The sequence below is a fragment of the Bacillus sp. VT 712 genome (genome assembly GCF_001614195.1).
Classification (GTDB): Bacteria; Bacillota; Bacilli; order Bacillales; family Bacillaceae_H; genus Priestia; species Priestia flexa.
The window spans coordinates 1-3,157 of the sequence record NZ_LWBK01000077.1 but is presented as its reverse complement, the minus strand read 5'-3'; the positions used below and the strand labels follow the sequence as shown (position 1 = coordinate 3,157).

Genomic DNA, 3,157 nt, shown 5'->3' with positions numbered 1-3,157 from the left:
AAAAGTAGCCATCATCTGTCATGCGGTCAAATCGCTCGTAATCGAGGTAGCCACGGTCAAACACGTACATGCATTCTTTGTCATCGATCATGACTTCAAGTTGACCGCGATCATGTTCTTTTGCCGTTGTCACAACGGCTTTTTCAGGATACGATGTCCCTTTTTCCATAAAGACAAGACGTAGATGTAATTTCACACCTGCTTTTGTTTTGCGGAACGTTGCCCATCTATGATTGGTCAAATTGAGTGGTAATGTACTTGAATCAAGGATTTTTAACGGCATCACGAGTTTCGTGTAGTGCGTTTTGGCATGAATTTGTGTCACTAAATCCAGGAAAAGCCGTTGAAAGAGATCTGGATTCATGCCATTTAACCGGCGTGACAGCTGAGAAATACTGATGGAATCAAGGTCGATCCCTTTTTGAAGCTGTTCGTCGAAAAGACAATCTGTAAGTGCGTGCAGACTTTCAATTTCTTGCAGCTGTGCAAAAAGGAGTAATTTAAAGAGCGATTCCGTCGTTAATTTTTTCGTATAGTAATCTACTTTCATCGTTTTCACGTTTTCTTCAAATAATTGAAGATTGATGGGTGAAAACCATTGTCCAAATGAAGTTTTTGGTGTAATCTTGTCCATACGTGGGTCCTTTTTAATGGATTTGGACGGGTGACCACCTGACTTTATCCATTATAAAGGACTTTTTCTTTACGCAAAACGAGATTATTGAAGATTTTGAGTGTTTTTAAAACTGAAATTATTTTAATGCAACACTAGTGAATTTAAACATAAATTATAAAAACCTTGAGAAGCATATAGCCCATCAAGGTTTCAAATTAATATAAGGTTAGCGCTCTTCGCTATTCAACAGTTTATTCAAATTTCAATCTAGAGATTACTATTGTAGGTAACTAGTAGAAGTAATATAATCAAAATCCTCAAAAGAATTAACTATGTTCTCGTACTCAAAATTGTAAATTAAAATAACAGCGTTATACAACTTATTTAAGTTAGTATATCCTCTAATTTTAGGTAGTATAATCTCTTCATATGAACAGCCCTCTAATAAAACAGAGATATTATCACTCTTTCCTTCTAATACAGCTTTTTCAATAAAATCTTCATCTGTTTCATCCATATCAATATTGAAATCTACAAAAAATTTAGAAGGTACAGACTCTCCGTCTTCATCGTATATTAAATTGACGTATTTCTCTAACTGGTTTTGTGTTTTAATATTACCTAACCATATTGAAACCATTCCTTGCTTTTCCATAAATAACACACTCCTATTTTAATCTTAATCCTTCTGGCAATGATGAAATTCCACCCTCTAATCTATAGTAAGCCCAATTATTAAGTCTTCTAATAAATGTGTTATAGTCATTTGATGTATCAATAATTGCCAATAATTCATTATGTGCTTTTGTAGAACCTAACCCTCCATGAACGCCTTTAGGATTTACAAATTTAACATCAGATATTGCCGTTCTTAAATCCTTAATTTTTTCAGCACTAATATCCCAAAATTTGGATTGTGGAGCTCTTGATACTAAATGCCATTCATGCAAACCACCAGGCTCTCTAAGCTGACGCTCAATTTTCTTTCTAATCTTTTTATCTTGCCATAATTCATTCAATTCATTAGTAGAAAGAGAGTTAAAGAAATCATTAAATTTACCACTTTTTGCAGTCGGAATATCTTCTGTAGTTAATTTAGATATACTAGTTTCACCCGTACCCTATGTTGTAATCTTAAACCCTCACAACAAAAAAACAAACCATGTAAACCTTATTAAACTACTTCTTTTTCTTCCACTACCGGCAACTCATAAGCTATTTTATATTTCATCATGCCATATACAATGTTTACAAGCCTTCTCATAATACATACCAATGCTTGTCCTTTTGTTTTTCCTTCTTTTAATTTCTTTTGGTAGTACGCATGAAACACTGGATTCCGTGGCTTCTTACTTCCTTTTGCTACTTGCACTTGCTGTACTGCTAAATTATAAAATAAAGCATGTAGCGCCCTGTTTCCTTGTTTGCTTTTATGTGTCTTACCTTTCCCACCAGACCCAAAGTAAACAGGCGCAATCCCCGCAAATCGTGCTAATTTATTGGCATTTAGAAATCGTCTTATATCTCCTATCTCAGCTATTAATGCTGATGCCGTCACAAGTTCTATTCACAGCATCGTCTCTAATTGATAATCTAGTAGATTTACTAGCTGTTTTAATTCTCTTTCGATGTGTTTCATTTCTTTCTTTTTAAACTCAATCTCCCGTACAATACTTCTTACTAAAAAGTCTCGTGTGTCTTGATATTCCTTCATTGTATGTCCATCTTCTTTTACAAGTTTTAATATGTCGCTTGCTTTCTTTACTGAACATGTATTGTTGCTAACATCTAATAAAAAAGCTGTTAATTGCTTTATATTAGCCCCCTCTAAACAAGAGGGTGACGGATATTGCTGCCAAAATGCTAATGCTGTTTTTCCATCTAACTCTGAGAAAAACTTTTTATAGCTTGGATAATGATGGTTTAATTGAATATGTAGTTGGTTCTTTAATGCACTTTGTGCTTTTACTAATGCATTCCTTCTTGAAACTAGTTGTTGTATCGACCAAAATAAATCGTTTGGCTTTGCATCTGGTAATTGATTTAACTTATTTATTAGTATACGGGCTACGCATTCCGCATCCCAACTATCACTTTTTTGTGTCGTCACATGGCTTTTTCGCTCTAAAAATGATAAAGCTGGATTTACTTCTTTCACTACTTGTTCATGATCTACTAAATATTTCGCTAACGCTCTTCCATAACCACCAACATCCTCTAAACCAAATACAACTGATACCCCAGCACTCACATATATACTACGTTAAAACTTACGAGTTCGTTAGTTTAATATATGGATCGGCTATACTTAGTTAGACAGAAATTTTAAGGTCAAGTAGAATTAACTATACTAATCAGTTATGAGGAGAATCTACATGACAAAAAAAGTACGTCGAACGTTTACCGAAGAATTTAAGCAACAGATCGTGCAGCTATATCAGAATGGAAAGCCTCGTAAAGACATCATTCGAGAATATGAGTTAACACCATCTTCGCTTGATAAGTGGATTAATCAAAGTAAGTCCTCTGGTTCCTTCAAAG

General features: G+C 34.4%; 4 protein-coding genes and 1 pseudogene. 1 reads left to right on the top strand and 4 read right to left on the bottom strand.

Annotated elements, in window-relative coordinates; all coding sequences use genetic code 11:
* From A2U94_RS19795 to A2U94_RS19780, 4 genes and pseudogenes are all read right to left on the bottom strand, one after another.
* Positions 1-634, bottom strand: a 634-nt coding sequence (locus A2U94_RS19795; RefSeq protein WP_156482313.1) for an IS4 family transposase, incomplete at its 3' end; no start/stop codon positions are given.
* 259 nt (positions 635-893) lie between these two features.
* The gene (locus tag A2U94_RS19790; protein ID WP_025907974.1) at positions 894-1,271 is read right to left on the bottom strand and encodes an immunity 22 family protein; all 378 of its coding nucleotides are present in this window, start codon (positions 1,269-1,271) and stop codon (positions 894-896) included.
* A 13-nt stretch (positions 1,272-1,284) separates the two neighbouring features.
* Positions 1,285-1,635, bottom strand: coding sequence for a hypothetical protein (locus A2U94_RS19785; RefSeq protein ID WP_025907975.1), 351 nt, complete (start codon positions 1,633-1,635; stop codon positions 1,285-1,287).
* A 155-nt stretch (positions 1,636-1,790) separates the two neighbouring features.
* A pseudogene (locus A2U94_RS19780) lies at positions 1,791-2,870 on the bottom strand (IS110 family RNA-guided transposase); the annotation flags it as partial.
* 121 nt (positions 2,871-2,991) lie between these two features.
* On the opposite strand from A2U94_RS19780, the gene A2U94_RS19775 reads away from it, so the two are divergent.
* The coding region (locus A2U94_RS19775; protein ID WP_156482311.1) for a transposase at positions 2,992-3,157 on the top strand (166 nt) is incomplete at its 3' end.

Coding starts and splice junctions, on each gene's coding strand:
- A2U94_RS19790 (WP_025907974.1), bottom strand. CDS start 1,271: ATGGAAAAGCAAGGAATGGTTTCAATATGGTTAGGTAATATTAAAACA.